Origin of the sequence: Janthinobacterium goodfellowi (assembly GCF_051380695.1) — a bacterium.
GTDB lineage: Bacteria > Pseudomonadota > Gammaproteobacteria > Burkholderiales > Burkholderiaceae_D > Janthinobacterium.
Map to the genome: position 1 here is coordinate 1,291,711 of NZ_JBNYXN010000001.1, position 18,853 is coordinate 1,310,563.

General features: G+C 63.3%; 16 protein-coding genes. 9 read left to right on the forward strand and 7 right to left on the reverse strand.

The annotated features are described in order from the left end of the window. Positions 1-77: 77 nt before the first annotated feature. The 5 genes from pheT to ACQ4WQ_RS05915 all read left to right on the forward strand — a co-directional run bounded on the left by pheT (position 78) and on the right by ACQ4WQ_RS05915 (position 5,836). Positions 78-2,504, forward strand: a complete 2,427-nt coding sequence (gene pheT / locus ACQ4WQ_RS05895) for a phenylalanine--tRNA ligase subunit beta (RefSeq protein ID WP_436495319.1) — start codon at positions 78-80, stop codon at positions 2,502-2,504. Between the two features lie 172 nt (positions 2,505-2,676). Continuing rightward, on the forward strand, positions 2,677-3,024 hold the full coding sequence (locus ACQ4WQ_RS05900) for an integration host factor subunit alpha (protein WP_010399205.1): 348 nt from the start codon (positions 2,677-2,679) through the stop codon (positions 3,022-3,024). Between the two features lie 10 nt (positions 3,025-3,034). Beyond that, the gene (locus ACQ4WQ_RS05905; RefSeq protein WP_326457759.1) at positions 3,035-3,442 is read left to right on the forward strand and encodes a MerR family transcriptional regulator; all 408 of its coding nucleotides are present in this window, start codon (positions 3,035-3,037) and stop codon (positions 3,440-3,442) included. 201 nt (positions 3,443-3,643) lie between these two features. Continuing rightward, the gene (locus ACQ4WQ_RS05910; RefSeq protein WP_034783185.1) at positions 3,644-4,276 is read left to right on the forward strand and encodes a response regulator; all 633 of its coding nucleotides are present in this window, start codon (positions 3,644-3,646) and stop codon (positions 4,274-4,276) included. 144 nt (positions 4,277-4,420) lie between these two features. After that, positions 4,421-5,836, forward strand: coding sequence for a sensor histidine kinase (locus ACQ4WQ_RS05915; RefSeq protein ID WP_436495322.1), 1,416 nt, complete (start codon positions 4,421-4,423; stop codon positions 5,834-5,836). 82 nt (positions 5,837-5,918) lie between these two features. Here the strand turns inward: ACQ4WQ_RS05915 and ACQ4WQ_RS05920 are convergent, their stop codons facing one another. Both ACQ4WQ_RS05920 and ACQ4WQ_RS05925 read right to left on the reverse strand, forming a co-directional pair. Continuing rightward, positions 5,919-6,728, reverse strand: a complete 810-nt coding sequence (locus ACQ4WQ_RS05920) for a Crp/Fnr family transcriptional regulator (RefSeq protein ID WP_034783188.1) — start codon at positions 6,726-6,728, stop codon at positions 5,919-5,921. A gap of 229 nt (positions 6,729-6,957) precedes the next feature. Further along, positions 6,958-9,015 carry a methyl-accepting chemotaxis protein gene (locus ACQ4WQ_RS05925; protein WP_436495324.1) on the reverse strand — a complete coding sequence of 686 codons (2,058 nt, stop codon included), beginning with the start codon at positions 9,013-9,015 and terminating at the stop codon, positions 6,958-6,960. A gap of 201 nt (positions 9,016-9,216) precedes the next feature. Between ACQ4WQ_RS05925 and ACQ4WQ_RS05930 the strand changes: the two genes are divergently transcribed. Continuing rightward, a complete protein-coding gene (locus ACQ4WQ_RS05930) occupies positions 9,217-10,893 on the forward strand; it encodes a peptide chain release factor 3 (RefSeq protein ID WP_326457758.1) in 1,677 nt (558 codons plus the stop codon). A gap of 109 nt (positions 10,894-11,002) precedes the next feature. On the opposite strand, the gene ACQ4WQ_RS05935 is transcribed toward ACQ4WQ_RS05930, so the two are convergent. Further along, positions 11,003-12,895, reverse strand: coding sequence for a putative bifunctional diguanylate cyclase/phosphodiesterase (locus ACQ4WQ_RS05935; RefSeq protein WP_436495326.1), 1,893 nt, complete (start codon positions 12,893-12,895; stop codon positions 11,003-11,005). 267 nt (positions 12,896-13,162) lie between these two features. Continuing rightward, complete coding sequence (locus tag ACQ4WQ_RS05940; RefSeq protein ID WP_436495328.1) at positions 13,163-13,291, reverse strand: hypothetical protein; 129 nt, start codon at positions 13,289-13,291, stop codon at positions 13,163-13,165. A 48-nt stretch (positions 13,292-13,339) separates the two neighbouring features. Here ACQ4WQ_RS05940 and ACQ4WQ_RS05945 point away from each other — a divergent pair, with 48 nt between their 5' ends. Both ACQ4WQ_RS05945 and rnk read left to right on the forward strand, forming a co-directional pair. Next, positions 13,340-13,465: a hypothetical protein gene (locus ACQ4WQ_RS05945; protein WP_264372674.1), complete on the forward strand. Its 126-nt coding sequence runs from the start codon at positions 13,340-13,342 to the stop codon at positions 13,463-13,465. A gap of 10 nt (positions 13,466-13,475) precedes the next feature. Further along, a complete protein-coding gene (gene rnk / locus ACQ4WQ_RS05950; protein WP_162835757.1) occupies positions 13,476-13,883 on the forward strand; it encodes a nucleoside diphosphate kinase regulator in 408 nt (135 codons plus the stop codon). A gap of 54 nt (positions 13,884-13,937) precedes the next feature. Here the strand turns inward: rnk and ACQ4WQ_RS05955 are convergent, their stop codons facing one another. The 3 genes from ACQ4WQ_RS05955 to ACQ4WQ_RS05965 all read right to left on the reverse strand — a co-directional run bounded on the left by ACQ4WQ_RS05955 (position 13,938) and on the right by ACQ4WQ_RS05965 (position 16,226). Beyond that, complete coding sequence (locus ACQ4WQ_RS05955) at positions 13,938-14,966, reverse strand: transporter (protein ID WP_436495330.1); 1,029 nt, start codon at positions 14,964-14,966, stop codon at positions 13,938-13,940. A gap of 112 nt (positions 14,967-15,078) precedes the next feature. After that, positions 15,079-15,801, reverse strand: a complete 723-nt coding sequence (locus tag ACQ4WQ_RS05960) for a YXWGXW repeat-containing protein (RefSeq protein ID WP_436495332.1) — start codon at positions 15,799-15,801, stop codon at positions 15,079-15,081. A gap of 188 nt (positions 15,802-15,989) precedes the next feature. Further along, the gene (locus ACQ4WQ_RS05965) at positions 15,990-16,226 is read right to left on the reverse strand and encodes a hypothetical protein (protein WP_326456978.1); all 237 of its coding nucleotides are present in this window, start codon (positions 16,224-16,226) and stop codon (positions 15,990-15,992) included. 311 nt (positions 16,227-16,537) lie between these two features. Between ACQ4WQ_RS05965 and ACQ4WQ_RS05970 the strand changes: the two genes are divergently transcribed. After that, entirely contained in the window at positions 16,538-18,853 is a 2,316-nt protein-coding gene (locus ACQ4WQ_RS05970; RefSeq protein ID WP_436495334.1) for a coiled-coil domain-containing protein, read from the forward strand.

Consider the following 18,853-nt stretch of genomic DNA (forward strand, 5'->3'; position numbering starts at 1 on the left):
CGTTGTTCCGTTTGATTCATGGCGCTTGAGCGCCCGTGCGCTCGCGCTGTGAGCTTTGACCCTTTGAAGGCTTGATTATGCAATTTTCCGAAAACTGGCTCCGTACCATGGTCGATCCGAAGATGACTTCGGACGAACTGGCCCATCTGCTGACCATGTCCGGTCTCGAAGTCGAGGACGTCGATCCTGTCGCCCCGCCATTCTCGAACGTGGTGGTGGGCCTGGTCCTGGAGATGGAAAAACATCCGAACGCGGACCGCCTGAATGTGTGCCAGGTCGATGTCGGCACGGGCACCATGCTCAACATCGTCTGCGGCGCGCCCAACGTGCGCCCGGGCTTGAAAGTCGTCTGCGCGATGGCGGGCGCCGTGTTGCCCCCTGGCGCCGACGGCAAGCCGTTTGAAATCAAGGTGGGCCAGCTGCGCGGCGTCGAGTCGCAAGGCATGCTGTGCTCCGCGCGCGAATTGAAATTGTCGGAAGAAAACGCCGGCTTGATGGAGTTGCCGGACGACGCGCCGATCGGCCAGAATTTCCGCGATTACTTTGCCTTGAACGACTTGAAATTCACCATCAAGTTGACGCCGAACAAGGCGGACTGCCTGTCCGTGCTGGGCGTGGCGCGCGAAGTGTCGGCATTGACGGGCGTGCCCCTGAATGCGCCGCAGTTCCGCACCGTGCCGGTTTCCAGCGATGAAATCCTGCCCGTGAAAGTCAGCGCGCCGGACCTGTGCGGCCGTTTCACGGGCCGCGTCATCCGCGGCCTGAACGCCAAGGCAGCCACGCCGGACTGGATGAAGCAGCGCCTCGAGCGCAGCGGCCAGCGTCCGCTGTCGGCCCTGGTCGACATTTCCAACTATGTCATGCTGGAACTGGGCCGTCCCAGCCACGTGTTTGACCTGGCAAAGATCCACGGCAGCCTCGACGTACGTTGGGGCAAGGCGGGCGAATCCGTCAAGCTGTTGAATGGCAACACCGTTGCCGTCGACGAGTGGATCGGCGTCATTGCGGACGACCAGGAAATCGAATCGCTGGCCGGCATCATGGGCGGCGACGCCAGCTCCGTGTCGGACGATACGGACAGCATCTACCTGGAAGCGGCATTCTGGTGGCCGAACGCCATCCAAGGCCGCGCCCGCCGTTTGAATTTCTCGACCGATGCGGCGCACCGCTTCGAGCGCGGCGTCGATTTCGCCACCAACGTCGAGCACATCGAGCGCATCACGGCCCTGATCGTGGAAATCTGCGGCACGCCGGCTACCACCGTCGGCCCCGTCGACGACCACGTGGTGAACCTGCCGCAGCGCCAGCCTGTGACGATGCGCACGGCGCGCGCGCAAAAAGTCATCGGCGTGCCGCTCAACGACGAGCTGATCGCCGACATCTTCACGCGCCTGGCGCTGCCGTTCACCCTGGCGGACGGCGTGTTTTCCGTCACGTCGCCCAGCTACCGTTTCGATATCGAGATCGAGGAAGACCTGATCGAGGAAGTGGCGCGGGTATATGGTTTTGAAAACATCCCGACCTTGCCGCCCGTGGCAGCGAACGTGATGCAGATCGCACCGGAAAATACCCGCTCCTTGTTTGCGGTACGTCATGAGCTGGCCGACCTGGGCTTCCAGGAAGTGGTTAACATGAGCTTTGTCGATGCGGCATGGGAGCGCGATTTCTCGGGTAACACGAATCCGATCAAATTGCAGAACCCGATCGCCAGCCAGATGAGCGTGATGCGTTCCTCGCTGATCGGCAGCCTGATCGCCAATGTGCGCTACAACCTGAACCGCAAGACGAACCGCGTGCGCATCTTCGAAGTGGGCGCCATCTACCAGCGTGACGACAGCGTGCAAAACGGCCCCTTGTCGGTGGCCGGCTACGCCCAGCCCAAGCGCGTGGCGGCCATGGCCTACGGCGCGGTGGCCGACGAACAGTGGGGCCAGCCGTCCCGCACGGTCGACTTCTTCGACGTGAAGGCGGACCTGGAAGCGCTGTTCGCGCCGCTGGTCTTGCGTTTCACCAAGGCGGAACATCCGGCCTTGCATCCGGGCCGTTCGGCCAATGTGGAACTCGATGGCAAGGTCATCGGTTTCATCGGCGAATTGCACCCGCGCTGGATGCAAAAGTACGACTTGCCGCTGGCACCCGTGCTGTTCGAAGTCGATGCCGCTGCCCTGACGCAAAGAGTCGTGCCTGTGTACCAGGAAATCTCGAAATTCCCTGGCGCCAGCCGCGACCTGGCGGTCGTCGTCAAGCAATCGGTGGCCGTGCAGGATCTGCTCGACAGTTTCCACGCCGCCGCCAAGGCAAGCCCTGCAGCGCGTATCGTGCAAGCCATTGTTTTATTTGATGAATATCGTGGAAAAGGGCTGGAAACGGATGAAAAAAGCCTTGCTTTCCGGATTAGCTTGCAAGATACTCAAAACACCCTGCAAGACGATGTCGTCGACGGCCTGATGGCTGTGCTGATCGATGCCGCCAAGCAGGGCCACGACGCGAAACTGCGTTCGTAATTGCCGGACTGGCCGTCGCTTTTTGCGTGACGGCCTTTCCGTCGTCAACCGTAGACGAGCTTGCCATGTGGCGGGCTCGGGCGCACAGAAAAGGCAGGGCAGGAAAATTAATAACAGCGACGTTGATTCCGCCGTACTGCAATCCGCACTGGCCGCCGATTTGCATCGGGCCATGCTGGTTGCCAAAGTGCGCCAGGAAGCGGAAAAAGATTTACCCACCTTGACCAAGGCGGAACTGGCCGAATTGTTGTTCGAGCAAGTGGGCCTGAACAAGCGCGAAGCGAAGGATATGGTCGAGACCTTTTTCGACGAAATCCGCAATGCGCTCGAGCGTGGCGAGGCCGTCAAATTGTCCGGTTTCGGCAATTTCCAGTTGCGCGACAAGCCGCAACGGCCGGGCCGCAATCCGAAGACGGGTGAAGAGATTCCCATCACGGCGCGCCGCGTCGTGACCTTTCATGCGAGCCAGAAGCTGAAAAGCATGGTCGAAGAGACCAGTCCGCTGGCACGTGCTGCCTGAGTGAGTGGCGATGAACGAGCGTATCAGTAAAACCGAGTTGATCGCCCCCTTGCCGCCCATTCCGGCGAAACGCTATTTCACGATCGGCGAGGTGAGCGAGTTGTGCGGCGTCAAACCGCACGTACTGCGCTACTGGGAGCAGGAGTTTTCCCAGCTCAAGCCGGTCAAACGACGTGGCAACCGCCGTTATTATCAGCACCATGAGGTGCTGCTGATACGCCGCATCCGCGAATTGCTGTATGAGCAAGGCTTTACCATCAGCGGCGCGCGCAACAAGCTCGATAGCCGTGGCGCATCGCATGCCATCGCCGACGAGTTGCCTGTGCTGCCGGCCATGCCCGTCGTGCCGCAGGAAGCGCCGCTGGACCGGGCGTGGATACGCAATGAATTAATTGCGATTTTAAACTTGCTAAAATAAGATTTGTACCAATATAGGTGAGGTTGTCCGGTACCGGTTGACTATACTGGATGGGTACTTTGCCTTGGCGCTGCCGCTACCGTGCGGCGCGCCATATTTTGAATATAATGTTAATGTTGCGTTTTTGTTAGTGACGCTAAGCTGGAGCAGCGTTCAGGTTCCGGTAGTCTTTCCCAGGCCAGGAAAATTTAAGGGGAAACAATGATACGCGTTGCCATTTGTGATGATCACCAAATAGTACGAGCTGGATTCAAACAGATTTTTTCGTCGTCAAGCGACTTCAGTGTGGTGGCGGAAGCCGGTACGGGGCGCGAAGCGCTCGATATCGCCCGCCGCGAAATTTGCGATGTATTGCTGCTCGATATAGCCATGCCCGACCAGAGCGGCATCGATACCTTGCGCACGATCCGCCAGGGACAGCCGGAATTGCCCGTGCTGATCCTCAGCGGCTATCCCGCGCAGCAATACGCGCTAAATCTGTTCAAGATGGGCGCGAATGGCTATCTGAACAAGGAATGCGAGGCTGACGAGCTGATGACGGCCGTGCGCACCGTATTCCAGGGGCGCCGCTATGTCAGCTCCACCGTGGGCGAGTTGCTGGCGCAGTCGTTCGACCGCGACACGAATGCCGCCCTGCATACGGAATTGTCGGACCGCGAGTTCCAGGTCTTCCTGCGCCTGGCGCGTGGCGCCACCGTGTCCGATATCGGCGTGGCCTTGTCGTTGAGCATCAAGACGGTGAGTACTTACCGTACGCGCATCATGGAAAAAATGGGCTTGCAATCGAACAGCGACTTGACCTATTACGCAATGAAAAACAATTTGCTTGACTAGCGCTGCGGTGCGATCATGGAAACATGATCGCTCAGCCAGCTGGCCAGCACGACTTGTGCAGTGCAGCAGTTTGTGGCGAGGACTATAATTGGCCGGCGCCGGCGCTCTCTCCCGCGCCGAACCTTGCTAAGGATGCACATCAGGATGTATTTCACCGCTGAACCGGCCCCGAATCACCGCCTGCCCCTGTACAAGACGATCCTGTGCGTGACGTGCGCCTTGTTGCTTGTATTGAATGGTTTCAGTCTCTATCACAACCTGCAGTCGCTGAAGGGCACGAATGCCTTGCTCAGCCAGAGCGCCCGCGTGGCGGACCGTCTGCAGTATCTGAACGTGCTCGTGCTCGACGCGGAAAGCAGCTTGCGCGGCTATTTCATTTCCGGCTCGGAAACCTATCTGGGGCCGTCGAAGACCGCCACCACCGAAATCGAAAACGAATTCAACGAACTGCAAACCTTGCTTGCGGGCAGTCCCACCCAGCTGAAAAACCTGGGCCAGCTGAAAAGCTTGATCCGTCGCAAGATGTCGATGCTGCAACAGTCGATCGACGTCTACAAGCAGGGCGGATTGGCCGAGATCGTCAACATTTCCCGCGTAACCGATGACCGCGCCACCATGGACGAGATCCGTCTGCAGGTGGTGATCATGACGCGCGAACAGAATGAAGCGCTGTCGTCCGGCAGCGCCGCCTTTTATCATGAGTACCAGAAAGCCGTGCTGCTCGGCATCGGCATCAATGCCCTGGCCATCCTCGTGCTGATCATGTTTTACCAGCTGGTGCGGCGCAGTTTCCAGAACCGCGCGGCCGTCGAGTATGCATTGCAAAATGCCAACGACACCCTGGAATCGACGGTCAGCAAGCGTACCGAGCAATTATCCGTGCTGTCGCGCCATTTGATCAGCGTCAATGAAGTGGAAAAGGCGCGCCTGGCGCGCGAGCTGCACGATGAGCTGGGCGCCAACCTGACCTCGATCAGCATGGACCTGGGCGCCGTCACGCAGCAACTGGCGCACACGCAGCCGGAATTGGCCGCGCAATTGCGCCGCGCCAAGGCGACCTTGCTGGAAACGGTGGAACTGAAGCGCCGCATCGTGGAAGACCTGCGCCCCAGCCTGCTGGACAACCTGGGCCTGTGTGCCGCCATCGAAAGCTATTGCGAGGATTTTGCGCGCATGAGCTCCGTGCGCTGCGAAACGGATGTGGCCATCAATATCGACAACCGCGAAGCGACCTTGACGATCGCCCTGTTCCGTATCGTGCAGGAATCGCTGACGAATATCCTGAAATATGCGCGCGCCGGCATGGTCAGCGTGACATTGAAGCGCAACGAGCACGGCCTCGTGCTGCGCGTGATCGACGACGGTATCGGCATCACGGAAGATGCGCTGCAAAAACCGATGTCGCACGGCTTGCTGGGCATGCGCGAGCGGGCCTTGCTGCTGGGCGGCACCCTCACCGTGCGCCAGGGGCCGGAAGGCAAGGGGACTTGCGTGGAAGCCGTGATTCCCTTGCCGCTGACGCCGGAGCTGGAAGACATCGATGCGGATGTCGAGGCGTAATTTTCCTTGAGGCAAAAAAATGGCCGGGCATGCAGCCCGGCCATTTTTTTGTCCATGCTGCCGGGTCAACGGCAGCTTGTCATCAGCAGCGCGACACGTCGCGCAGCAAGCGGTCGTATTCCGTCTTCGCCACCTTGTAGCACTCGCCCGCATAGCATTCCAGGCCGGCGCGGTCCAGCACCGTGATATTGCCGCGGCGATAGTGGATCAAGCCTTCTTCCTGCAGCTTGCCGGCGGCGGCCGTGATGCTTTCGCGGCGCACGCCCAGCATGATGGAGATCAGCTCTTGCGTCACTTTCAATTCATTCGATGGCGAACGGTCCAGGCGGTCCAGCAGCCAGCGGCACAGCTTTTGCTCGATCGAGCTGTGGCGGCCGCCGACGGCGTTCTGCGCCATCTGCGCAAACAGGGCGTTCGTGTAGCGCATCAGCAGCTGGGGCAGGGCGCCGCCTTGATTGAAGGCATCGCGCAAGCTTTGCGTCTTCAGGCGGTAGCCGTAGCCGGCGCTTTGCACGACGGCCGTGCACATGGCGCGCTCGCCTGCCAGCAGCGAGGCACCGGCCACGCCTTCATGGCCGACCACGGCGATTTCCGTCGTGGCGCCGTCTTCCATGACATACAGCAATGAAATGATGGCGGTGGTGGGGAAATAGCTGTATTCCAGGTTATTGCCGTAGGCATACAGTTCTTTGCCGAAAGGCAGTTCCACCAGTTCCAGGTCTTCGAACAGCGATTCGAGCGCGGCGCGCGGCAGGGCGGCCAGCAATTCATTCTGTTGTGCACTGCTGAGGCTAACCCGCGACGCAAGCTTGATTTCCCGTCCGGCCGCCGGCATGGCGCGCGGCAGCAGCTGGTTCTTCTGGACCGGGGCGATAAGTTGAGTATGGCTCATAGTATTCCTCACAGGCTTCTTTTTACATCGGAGTGCGACTGCCGCGTTGCTGGTCAAAAAAAGCTGCCGTACTCATGTGATAACGGCGTTCTTTTCAACCGCGCGGTGCAGATCGCGATGTAGCTACTTTAAAAGCTTATGTAAGTGGCGAACATAAGATTAGCAGTCGCCACTTTGTAGTCTCTTTTGAGGCGGATTTGTAGTCCTTGTCCTACGCGCACACTTTTGACTAGCTAGCCTTGCGCCGTTCCGCGCGATTTTGTGATATGACGCGCGGCTTGTTGGCGCTCCACAGGCCGGCCGGACGCACGCTGGGCAAGCCGTCGCGCACGCTCGCGGCAGGTGCCTGGCGTGGGCCTGGCACCTCGTGTTCCCCCAGGCGGAAGCGGCTGACGGCTTGCGTCAGCGCCTCGCCTTCCTGGTGCAGGCGCTGCGAACCGGCGCGCGCCTCGTCGACCAGGCCCGCGTTCTGGCGCGTCATGTCGTCGATTTGCGCCAGCGCCTGGTTGATGCGGGCGATCTCGCCATTCTGCTCGGCGCCCGCGCTGCTGATGCGTCCGATCACCACGGCTACTTCCTGCACGGCGTCGACGACTTGCCGCATGGTGTGGCCGGCGGCATTGACGAGGTCGCCGCCCGCATCGACGGTGGCGACCGAATCGCCGATCAGGCGCTTGATTTCCAGCGCCGCCTCGTTCGAGCGCTGCGCCAGGCTGCGTACCTCGGACGCCACGACGGCAAAGCCGCGCCCTTGCTCGCCCGCGCGCGCCGCTTCGACGGCCGCGTTCAATGCCAGGATATTCGTCTGGAAGGCGATGCCGTTGATGACGCCGATGATGTCGACGATCTTGTGCGAGCTGGCCTTGATCGAGGCCATGGTCTCGACCACGGCGCCCACGGTCTGCCCGCCGCGCAGGGCCACGTCGGCCGCTGTCGCCACCAGCGTGCGTCCCTGTCCCACGTGGGCTTCGTTGCGGCCCACGGTGGCCGTCAGCTCGCGCATCGAGTCCACGGTGGCGCCCAGCGCGTCCGCTTGCGTGGCCGTGTGGCCGGACAGGGCGGCGTTGCCCTGCGCGATATCGGCGCCAGCCGCCGCGATGACGGCCGCGCCGCCGCGGATTTCCTGCACCAGCGTGGCCAGGCCGTGCGTCATGGCGCCGAAGTCGCGCACCAGGTCGCCGATTTCGTCGTGCGCCTGCGAGGTGATGCGCTGCGACAGGTCGCCCGCCGCAGCCGCGCCGACGGCCACGCGCAATTGCGTCACGTCGCGCGCGAAGGCGGCATAAAAACCCGCGCACAGGTAGGCGGCGGCTAGCAGCACCAGCAGCATGGCGGCGAGGATCAGGCCGCGGCGCGCCTCGTCGCGCGCGATGCGCTGCGCCAGCAGGCTGTCGAGCGCGGTGGCGGAGGCGCCCGACAGCGCGTGCAGGGCTTCGATCGCCTGCATGCCGGCCGCGTGGAATTGCGCGCCCGAGGTCTGGTCGTAGGAATTCGTCACTTCATTCTTCGTGCGTTCGAGGAAGGCCAGCGCGGCCGGCACGGCTTTCAGGGCCGGCTGCAGGCTGGCGCGCAATTCGGGCCTGGCGGCGAGGATTTCGTCGAAGCGGGCCGGCAGGCGTTCCAGTTCGTGGCGCGCGATAAGGGCGTTGGCGTTGACCAGCTGGTCCTCGTTCGCCTCGAACAGGCCCGTGTCGATGTAGGCGGCGCCGCGCCCGCCGATGTCGGACAGGCTTTCGGCCAGGTCGGGCAGGGTGGCGGTGAAGACGGCGCTCAGGTGGTTGGCGCCCGCGTCCGGGTCCAGGCTCAGGTGCGAGCGGTCGGCCACCAGCTGGCCCAGCTTGGCCGCCTGGCGCAGCAGCGCCGTGTGCGCCGCATAGCTGTCGCGTGCCGCGAGGCCCGCCTGGCGGCCCAGCAGCGCTTGCCACTGCTTCGTCAGTTCGGCCGCCTGCGGCAAGTCCGCGCCCGCCGGCAAGCGCGCCAGGGCCGCCAGCGCGGCCGTGATGCGCGTATTGACGGCCGTGTTGTCCATGCCCGCCTTGCCGCTCAGGCGCAAGTGCTCGAGGCCGCGCCGCTGCTGCAGCAGGCGCGTGCCTTCCTGCAGTTGGCGCACATAGGCCACGCCCCGCTGCGCGTCCTGCGCCTGGGCCAGCGACTTGCCCAGTTCCGAGATCAGCAGGGTCGTCGCCAGCGCCAGCGGCAGCAGGAAGACCAGGCAGACAAGCATGAATTTGGGCAGCAGGCGCAGGCGCTGCATGAGTCGGACGGCGGGGGTGAGGAGCATTTTCATCGGGTTTCCAGGGTAGGGGGGGGCAACATTTCTGCAGTGCAATGTTGCCTGCGGATTGTGACCCCTTGATGAACTGCGCGGCTGCTTGGCCAATTCGCGCCGCCGATTTTGCCGTTCGCCAGAGTGAAGCAGTTCACACGGAAGGCCGATCCTTCTGTAAAATCGAGGGTTTTTTGCGAGGGCCATATTATGGTCACCAATATGGCCAACGAGAACGACATCACTACCCCCGATTCCACCGACAATGCGGACAACGCCGCAGCGCCAGCAAGCAGCAAGGCGCCGGCCGTGATCGCGCGCGAAGTGCAGCGCCGCCGCACCTTCGGCATCATTTCCCACCCGGATGCGGGTAAAACCACGCTGACGGAAAAACTGCTGCTGTTCTCGGGCGCGATCCAGATGGCCGGCACCGTCAAGGCCCGTAAATCGGGCCGCCACGCGACGTCGGACTGGATGGAAATCGAGAAGCAGCGCGGCATTTCCGTCGCTTCCTCGGTGATGCAGTTCGAATTCCGCGACCACGTCGTCAACCTGCTCGACACCCCGGGCCACCAGGACTTCTCGGAAGATACCTACCGCGTGCTGACGGCAGTCGACTCTGCGCTGATGGTGATCGATGCGGCCAAGGGCGTGGAAGCGCAGACGATCAAGCTGCTGGCCGTCTGCCGCATGCGCAATACGCCCATCGTCACCTTCATGAACAAGATGGACCGCGAGACGCGCGATCCGCTGGACCTGCTCGACGAACTCGAATCGGTGCTGAAGATCCAGTGCGCGCCCGTCACCTGGCCTATCGGCATGGGCAAGAACTTCCGCGGCGTGTACCACCTGCTGAACGACGAGATCATGTTGTTCAAGGCCGGTGAAGAGAAGGCCGACGGCGCCTTCGAAATCATCAAGGGTATCGACAATCCGCGCCTGCAGGAGATGTTCCCGCTGGAGATGGATCAATTGCGCATGGAAGTGGAACTGGTGCACGGCGCGTCGAACCCGTTCAACCTGGAGGAATTCCTCTCCGGCGTGCAGACGCCCGTGTTCTTCGGTTCGGCCATCAACAACTTCGGCGTGCGCGAGATTCTTTCCGCGCTGGTCGACTGGGCACCGGCGCCGCGCCCGCGCGACGCGACCGTGCGTTCCGTCGATCCGACCGAACAGCCATTTACCGGCTTCGTCTTCAAGATCCAGGCGAACATGGACCCGGCGCACCGCGACCGCATCGCCTTTTTGCGCGTGTGCTCGGGACGTTTCGAGCGCGGCATGAAGGTCAAGCACTTGCGCCTGGGGCGCGAAATCAAGGTGTCGAACGTGGTGACCTTCATGGCGTCCTCGCGCGAACAGGTGGAAGAAGCGTACGCGGGCGACATCATCGGCCTGCCGAACCACGGCAACATGCAGATCGGCGACAGCTTTTCCGAGGGCGAGATGCTGACTTTCACGGGCATCCCGTACTTCGCGCCCGACTTCTTCCGCTCCGTGCGCATCCGTAATCCCTTGAAAATCAAGCAGTTGCACAAGGGCTTGCAGCAGCTGGGCGAAGAGGGCGCGGTGCAGGTCTTCAAGCCGGTGCAGGGCGGCGAACTGGTACTGGGCGCCGTCGGCGTGCTGCAGTTCGAAGTGGTGGCCAGCCGTTTGCTCAACGAGTATGGCGTCGACGCCGTGTTCGAAGGCACCAGCATCAGCAGCGCCCGCTGGGTCAGCTGCGACGACAAGCGCGTCCTGCAGGATTTCGAGAACGCGCTGGGCCACAACGTGGCCTACGATGCGGCCGGCAACATGGCCTACCTGGCCACGTCGGGCGTCAACCTGCGTCTGACGGAAGAGCGCTGGCCGAAATTGACCTTCCACGCGACGCGCGAGCATTCGGCCAAGCTGGCTTGATGTAGCGGCGGCGTCGGGTTATGCGCTTCGCGCTAACCCGACCTGCCTGTGCATGACGTAGGTCGGATTAGGCCGAAGGCCGTAATCCGACAATATCGTTGGCCAGACCTCAAGCAGGCATTATCGTGCGCGTGCTCCAGTCGCGCCGCTCCAGCAGCAATGCCGTCAGCTGCGCCGCCGTCATCGGGCGCGCGAAGAAGAAGCCCTGCACGTTGTCGCAGCCCGCCGTTCTCAAAAACTCCACCTGCTGCAAGGTCTCCACCCCTTCGGCCACCACTTTCAGGTGCAGGCTGTGCGCCATGGCGATGATGGCCGTGACGATGGCTTCGCCCTCGCCGGGCAGGTCGTGCACGAAGCTGCGGTCGATTTTCAGCTGGTCGATCGGCAGGCGCTTCAGGTAGGACATCGACGAATAGCCGGTGCCGAAATCGTCGACGGACAAATGGATGCCCGTTTCCTGCAGGCGCCGCATCAGCTCCACGTTGGCGTGGATATTGTCCATCAGGACCCCTTCCGTGATTTCCAGCTCCAGCAAGCCATGCGGCAGCTGCGTTTCGTGCAGGATGGCGCGGATGTCGTCCATCAGGCCCGGGTCGCGCGCCTGGCAGGCCGACAGGTTGACGGCCACGTGCTCGAGCGAATCGAGCAGCCCCGCCTTGCACCAGAGGGCCGCCTGGCGGCAGGCGCTTTGCAGCACCCAGCGTCCCAGGTCGACGATGATGCCGCTTTCCTCGGCCACAGGGATGAATTCGGCGGGGCTCAGCTGGCCCATTTCGCGGCAGTTCCAGCGTACCAGCGCTTCCACGCCGACGATGCGCCCGCTGCGCAAGTCGATCTGCGGCTGGTAATGCAGATACAGTTCCTCGTTTTGCAGCGCGCGGCGCAGGTTCGCTTCCATGCGCAGGCGGCGCTGGGCGCGCAATTCCATTTCGGCCTTGAACACGGCGTAGCGGTTCTTGCCCTGGTGCTTGGCGTGGTACATGGCCGTATCGGCATTGCGCGTCAGGGTGGCCACGTCCTGCGCGTCGAACGGATACAGGCTCACGCCGATGCTGGCGCTGACATACAGTTGGTGGCCTTCGAGGTCGAATGGCGCGGCCAGCACGGCGAGGATCTTGCGCGCCACGCTGGCCATTTCCGAGCTGTCGTCGGCCGGCTCGACGATGACGACGAATTCGTCGCCGCCGATGCGGCAGATGATGTCGGTGCCGCGCAGGATGGCCACGAGGCGCTCGGCGACGAGCTTGAGCAGCTGGTCGCCGCAATGGTGGCCCAGCGTATCGTTGACGATCTTGAAGTTGTCCAGGTCCAGCAGCAGCAGGCCCACGCTGCTGTCCTGGCGGTCGGCGCGCGCCAGCGCGTAGGCCAGGGCGTCGTTGAATTCATGGCGGTTCGGCAGCTGCGTGACGGAGTCGACGTGGGCCAGGTAGTGCAAATGGTTTTCCGCATGCTGGGCGGCGGTGCGCGTGCGGCGCACCATCAGGAACGTCAGGCCGAATGCGCACAGGCAGACGAGCAGGGTGAAGGCGGCAAATTGCGCCAGGCTGGCGTACAGCGGCGCCAGACTGGCGCGCAGGTACAGCGCGCCGCCGCCGGGCAAGGCCTTCAGGATGGCGGCGCTGCCGTCCAGGTAATCGATGTGCAGGCCGTTGCGCGGCGCCGCGGGCACGGCATCGATGCTGCTGCGCGCATAGCGGGCAAACGGCGTGCCATAGGGGCTGTAGAGCAGTGCTTGCCGGATATGCGGGGCGGCGGCGAGGGGAGCGAGGAGTTGTTGCGCTGCAAGACGGTTGTCCTGGCGCATGGCCTGGGCGGCGGCGGGCGCCAGCATGTCGGCCTGGATGTGCAGGTTGCGCTGGAAGGATGCCTGGAGGGAAAACAATTGGAAGAGGATCAGCAGCAGGCTGGCCGTGGCCAGCATGCCCGCCGCGGCCAGCAAGTTCAGCCGGGCTATCCGGTCGCCGCGCAGCTGTGCGGAAGGCAGCATCAAGGGCGTCATCATGACGCATTCTCCTGCCTGCCCCGCTTGCCGCCGCCCCGTGTGATCCTGCCTCGCCCTGCCATACTTTACGTTCCAGTCTGATGAAAACCGAAGTGAGCCGGAACTCTCAACGTGTTGTTAAGGCCGACATATTGTCATTTTGCAGCGTGAAAGTACAGGGTACGCGGCAATTTAGTATCCATGCAGCACGCCGTTGGCAGCGGGCAAGACGACAAGACAGGCGGAAAAGGCGGGGCGTGTCTTTCTAATAATAATTCAAATTGAATTTTAATCCTTTTTTTGCCCGCTGGTTTTTTTCTCTAAAAACATGCTGACGGCAAACAAAATGCCATCAAGAATAACTTCAATGCCTGCGCCCATCCCGGCACGGATTAACTTTTTGACCGTATCGGCCATTGCAAGTCATTGATTTTAATAAATTTTAATGAAGAATGCGAGAACGCTATGGCCTTGCTCCGCGAGTTCGTCCATAATCCGCTGATGATGGACGTTCTGATGCTGTTTGTTTTGTCTGCCGCGGCCAAGCAAGCTGCCGCCAGCAAAACCGGACGTCGCCCTAATGATCAATAGTGAGGATATCTTGGAAAAAAAACCAAAAATTATTTTGTCGTCACAAGACCTGGAACGACTGGAAGCGTTGTTGTATGCCTTGGGTAATAACTTGTCGCCGGACAAGGCCGCCTTGCTCGATGAGCTGGGCCGCGCCGAGGTGCTCGAGCCGCAAGAGATTCCCCCGACCGTCGTGACGATGAATTCCACCGTGCGCTTCACGGTGGAAAACAAGGAGGAATTCTGCCTGACGCTCGTGTATCCGAAGGATGTGGAAGGCCAGGCCGACCGCATTTCCGTGCTGGCGCCCGTCGGCAGTGCGCTGCTGGGCCTGTCCGTCGGCGACAGCATCGCCTGGCCCATGCCGGGCGGCGTGGTGAAGGTCAAGATCGAGGAAATCGTCTACCAGCCTGAACGGGCCGGCGAGTACCACCGCTAAGTCGTGATGGCGGACGGCGCCTGCCGTTCGCCTGCCAGGCCGTGTTTCCAGCAATTAACTATTGCGTTGCACGCGCACCACCAGCCATCCCGCCACGACGGTAAATGTGACGATGATGGCGACGATGATCCAGAAGCCCTGCGGGTGCTGGGCCAGCGGAATGCCCCCCACATTCATGCCCAGCATGCCGGCGATGATATTGATCGGCAAGGCCAGCACGGTGACGATGGTCAGCACGAACAGGCTGCGGCTGTTTTCCTCGTTGACGCTGGCGGCAATCTCTTCCTGCAGCAATTTGATGCGTTCCTGCAGCGAGGACATATCGCTGAGCACCACCGAAAATTCCTCCGTCGACTGGCGCAGTTCCAGGCTGTCCAGTTCCGACACCCATGCGGGCGGACGCTGCAGCAGGCGGAACAGGGCGGCCGGTTCCGGCGCCAGCAGCCGCTGCAGCCGCACCAGCACGCGCCGCATGGCGCCCAGGTCTTCGCGTTTCGGCACCAGCCGCCCGGCCAGCAAGTGATCCTCGATATCGTCGACCCGCGCCACGGCGTCGCGCACGATGTTGACCAGCACGTCGGCCTGGTCGCGCAGCAGGTGGATCAGCAGCTCCACCGACGAGCGGATCGGCTCGTGGTTCTTGATGACGGCCTGGCGCAGGCGCTCAATCGACTGCAGCGGCGCGCGGCGCGCCGTGATGACGAGGTTTTGCGCCACGCTGGCCCACATGGTGGAAATATCGGACGCTTCGAACGAGAAATTGTGCACCACATCGTTGACCACGGCGATCAGGGTGTTTTCCGCCTGCTCGATGCGCGTCGAGCGCGAACCCTGGTGCAGGGTTTCATAGAATTCATCGGCCAGCTGCGTATGCGTGAGCAGCCATTTTTCGCTGGCCGCATGCGACAGGTTGAAATGCAGCCAGACGAATTCCTGCGCCGGCTGGGCCGCGCCCACATTGAGCCAGGCCAGCGCGGCCGTCGAGTCGAGCGCCAGCGGCTGCGCCTCGCGGCCAAACAGGAAGCCCCAGACGAGGCCCGAGGTGTCCGAGCCGTAGGTGAAACCGGCAGTTTCCATCGCCATCGTGAATCTTTCTCGCGCAGTGTGATTGATCGTCGCGCGATTTTAATACACGGATATGTCCGGAAAATGACAAGGCCGCCGCGAGGGTGGCCCTGGTGGTAACTACAGCGCGTCAGCTGCGGTTCGGGTTGTCCGGACGCCGGTCGTCGCGGTTGGGAATCCCATCGCCGTCGCGGTCGTGGCGGTTGCCATTGTCGCGGTCGCGGCGGTTGCCATTGTCGTGGTCATAACGATTCGGGATGCCGTCGTGGTCACGGTCGCCGTTCGGTCCGCGTGGCGACCAGCGGCCTTGTTCCATCTGCCAGCGGCCGTCGCGCTGGTTCCAGGCGGGCGCCGCATAGACGTAGCCGGGGCGTTCGGCGATCCACACGCCCGGCGTCCAGGCGTAGCGCTGGCTGCGCCATTCCCAGTGGCCGGGAGCCCAGATGTAGCCATGGCGCGCGCGCGGGATGGCTTCGCGGCGCGGCGGCGGCGGGGCGATGCGGATTTCGTCATAGCGCACGGGCTGTACTTGCGCGGCGACCCAGCCGCCACGGTCCAGGCGCCAGCGGTTGTTCTCTTGTATCCAGGCGGCGCGGCGGTACTGGTTGCCGCCCCGTTCGCGCAGCCATTCGCCGTCGTTCCAGACATGGCGCTGGCCATCCCAGTTCCAGTAGCCTGGCGCCCAGACATAGCCGGCGCGCGGCGCTGGCACGCTTTCAAACCGTGGCGGAGGCGGGGCGTTGCCGACGACAATGCTGACGCCGAGCTGATTCTGTGCCATGGCCTGCACGGGCAGGAAGGCTGCGGTGCTGATGGCCAGCATGGCTGCTGCGTAGAGTGTGATGGGTTTCATGGTGTGCTCCATTTCGGTGATTGCGTGAAATGGACTATAGGCGCTTGCTGGCGGTTTTTCGCCTTTGATTCAACTTATTACAATTGACACAATGCTGTGTGTCCGTGTATCCGTGGCGGATACAAATGGCGGCCTGGCGCGGTCGTGTTCAAACTGGCGCCAGGCGGCGTGGGGTCAGCATGGGCGCCTCACAGGGTGCTGGCGGTGGCGTTGCCCAGCAAGGCCTGGCGTTCCTCGATCAGCGAGATTTTCTTTTCCTGTTCCGTCAGGCGCTTGGCGCTGACGACGACGACGGGGATGGCGTTCGCCTGCGCCGCAGCGGCCGTTCTGGCTGCCGATGGCTGCATGAAGCTGGCATAGCTGGCGCCGCAGGCGATGGCGACGGCGACGGTGAAGATGGCTTCCATGTTTTTCAAGGCTTTCATGATCGTTCCTTTCGGGTGGCGGGTGGGTATGCATGCACTGTAGCCAAGCGCGCGCCCGCCCGCCATGCGCATGCGACCAGCCGTGGTTTTGGCGGGATGGCCTGCAAAAAAACGGCGCTGAAATGCCTGCGCACGGGGCCGGCGGGCGACCGCTTGAATTGAGGCCTAATTAGCCCTGTATCCCTGCATATGAATGTACTTGCCGCGTGGCATTATTTGATACTGCGCGGTGTAGCGTGCGCCGTCGGCGCTCCTGCTAGAATCGCTACGGTAGCCAGCGCGCACGCAATCATTCTCATCAGGAGTCACACATGTTCCAATTGTTTGGTTTTGGCGGCGCCCGCTGCCCGCGCTGCGAGCACAAGAACGGCGCTGCCGCCGGCTACTGCGCGCAATGCGGCTTGTCGCTGGGCGCCCCCGACAGCGACGCGGTGCTGCATGCCAATCAATGGCATCTTGCTGATGGGCAACTGGCCCTGTTCTTCGGCGTGCGCGAGCTGTCCTCGCTGTTCGGCAGCGCGGCGCGCCGCCTGCAGGTGCCCGCCGAGTCGCGCGCCTGGATCGTCCAATCGGACGCTTTCACCTTGATACCTGCCGGCGACTACGACAGCGCCGCCTTCTTCGCGCGCCTGCCCGCGCTGCTGCCGGCGCGCCCGGCCGAAGTGCTGATCGCGCGCGCCGACGCCGTCAGCCTGGAATTCGACCTGCCCGGGCTGGCCAGCACGGAGCTGCTGGATGTCGCCGCCGCGCTGCGCGTGGATATCGCGCTGGGCCAGCCCGATGCGTTCGCGCGCCAGTTCATGCGCGCGCCGGGCGCCGTCACGCGCGCCCACCTGCACGCCTTGCTGCTGCCATCCGTGCGCCAGATTGCGCTGGAATTCATCGGCAGCCGCGCGCTGCGCGAGATGGACGCGAATGCCGACCTGCGCCCCGAATTGAACGAACGCCTGCAATCGGCCCTGACGCAGCGCCTGGCGCCGTCCGGGCTGGCCGTGGCGCGCGTGGAAACGTTGAGTTTGCGCCACGACAAACGCGACGGCAACGGCGATGCCGCTATCGGCACCCTGTGGCTGGGCGGCTTGCCGGCGCAGGAACTGGAACAGCACAGCCTGGAGCGCATGAAGCAGCTCGACCAGCTGTATGACGAGGAAGAGTGGCAGCGCATCCGCCGCGAGGAACTGGCGGCGCGCCACGCGCACCGGCGCGCCGAACTGCGGCAGGACGCGACGCTGGAAAAGGCGGAGTTGAACCACCAGGAAGCGGAGCGTCTGCAGGCGCTGCGCGGACGCCAGATCGACCTGTACGGCCGCATCCTGGAAGCGAAATCGCGGCGCCAGGCGCTCGACCAGGGCGCCGCGCTGGCGCTGGGCGAGCTGGAACAGGAACTGGCGCAGAAGGGCGCGCAACGCGCCGATGCAGCGGCCAACTGGGAACACGTGCGCGCGCTGGCCGCCATCAAGATGCGCAGCGAGCTGGAATTGTCGCAGCTGCACGGGCGCGAGCAGATCCAGCTGGCGCAGCAGCGCTTTACCCATCAGGTGCACTTGCAGTCGATCGCGCAGCAGGTGGAAAGCGCGCTGCTGATCGACGACGAGACGGGCCGCCGCACCCAGCTGGCGCGCCTGCGCCAGGCGGAAGCGGATGCGGCCCAGCGCGAGGCGCAGTTGGAGGCGGAGCAGCACCAGGCGGCCTGGCAGGGCCTGATGCTGACGAATGCGGCGCGCAAGCGCGAGGCAGAGCGGGTGCAGGAGTGGGAAGACCAGATGCAGCTGGCGCGCCAGCGCGAACTGCTGCGCGCCGAGGCGCACAAGGACGAGGCAGCCCAGGTGCAGGCGGCGGAAATCGCGGAAAAAGTGGCGGCGCTGCGGCGCGGCGGCGCGCGCGAGGACGCCATCGCGCAGCAGGAAAAGCTGCTGCGCACCATTGAGGCAGACGGCGTGCACGCGCGCCAGCTGCAGCAGCAAGCGCAGCTGGCGCAGCTCGACGCGCTGGCCATCGAGGAACAGCGCCAGCAGCTGCGCCAGCTGGAACAGGAGGCGCAATGGCAGCGCGACTTGCTGGCCATGGCGCAGCAGCGCGAAAGCGATTACGCGCGCTGGAAGGGAGAATATGAAGCCCTGCTGGCGCAGCAGGCGCATGCGGCCGAACTGGCGCGCATCGATATCGACCGCATCGAGAAAATCGGCTCCCTGAGCGACACGGGCAAGGTGGCCATGGCCGCCGGGCAGAACGCTGCCGCGCTGGCGCAAGTGCTGAAAGTGCAGCTGCAGGCGGGCATGAGCGCCGAGCAGATCCACGCGCTGGCGGCGCTGGCGGCGGCCGAGAACAGCGTCGCGCCGCTGGACGCGCTGCGCATGGCGCAGGACAGCGTGGCGCAGGAGCGCAGCTACCTGGAAGGCCAGGCGGAACGCGAACGGCGCCAGCAGCTCGACCTGATCAACCTGCAGAACGCGGCGCACGCGCACGGCCTGTCGGCGCAGGCGCAGCTGGGCGTGGCCGTGGCGCAGGCGCTGCAGCCCGGCGTCGCCAGCGCGGCACCGTTGCGCTGCAAGAACGGCCATGCGCAGCGCGCGGGCCATCCCGAAGATAAATTCTGCGCCGCCTGCGGCGTCGCCTTGCAGCCTTGA